Below are 1,168 nucleotides of genomic sequence, written 5' to 3'. Positions count from 1 at the left end.
GAGGGCCGCAGTGACCAGGTGGCTGGGACTGTTTATTAAAAACACAGCACTCTGCAAACTCGCAAGAGGACGTATAGGGTGTGACACCTGCCCGGTGCCGGAAGGTTAATTGATGGGGTTAGCGTAAGCGAAGCTCTTGATCGAAGCCCCGGTAAACGGCGGCCGTAACTATAACGGTCCTAAGGTAGCGAAATTCCTTGTCGGGTAAGTTCCGACCTGCACGAATGGTGTAACCATGGCCACGCTGTCTCCACCCGAGACTCAGTGAAATTGAAATCGCAGTGAAGATGCTGTGTACCCGCACCTAGACGGAAAGACCCCGTGAACCTTTACTACAGCTTGGCACTGAACATTGAACCTACATGTGTAGGATAGGTGGGAGGCTTCGAAGCACAGTCGCTAGATTGTGTGGAGCCGTCCTTGAAATACCACCCTTGTACGTTTGATGTTCTAACATTGGCCCCTTATCGGGGTTGTGGACAGTGTCTGGTGGGTAGTTTGACTGGGGCGGTCTCCTCCCAAATAGTAACGGAGGAGCACGAAGGTTAGCTAATCACGGTCGGACATCGTGAGGTTAGTGCAATGGCATAAGCTAGCTTAACTGCGAGACAGACACGTCGAGCAGGTACGAAAGTAGGTCATAGTGATCCGGTGGTTCTGTATGGAAGGGCCATCGCTCAACGGATAAAAGGTACTCCGGGGATAACAGGCTGATACCGCCCAAGAGTTCATATCGACGGCGGTGTTTGGCACCTCGATGTCGGCTCATCACATCCTGGGGCTGAAGTCGGTCCCAAGGGTATGGCTGTTCGCCATTTAAAGTGGTACGCGAGCTGGGTTTAGAACGTCGTGAGACAGTTCGGTCCCTATCTGGTGTGGGCGTTGGATGATTGATGGGAGCTGCTCCTAGTACGAGAGGACCGGAGTGGACGAACCGCTGGTGTTCGGGTTGTCATGCCAATGGCATTGCCCGGTAGCTACGTTCGGAACGGATAACCGCTGAAAGCATCTAAGCGGGAAGCCGGCCCAGAGATGAGTCATCCCTGAACTTTAAGTTCTGGAAGGGTTGTTATAGACGATGACGTTGATAGGCAGGGTGTGGAAGCGTTGTAAGGCGTTAAGCTAACCTGTACTAATTGCCCGAGAGGCTTAACCATACAACACCCAA

General features: G+C 52.7%; 1 rRNA gene. It reads left to right on the top strand.

Features of this window, described 5'->3' with window-relative positions:
• Window positions 1-1,157: ribosomal RNA gene (locus tag AC27HD_RS18800) — 23S ribosomal RNA — on the top strand; the annotation flags it as partial.
• Between the last annotated feature and the right edge of the window lie 11 nt (window positions 1,158-1,168).

Source organism: Alteromonas sp. 4NS20-0143 (assembly GCF_057542855.1).
The sequence above is the reverse complement of the archived record's forward strand: the minus strand, read 5'-3'. Positions and strand labels throughout refer to the sequence as shown.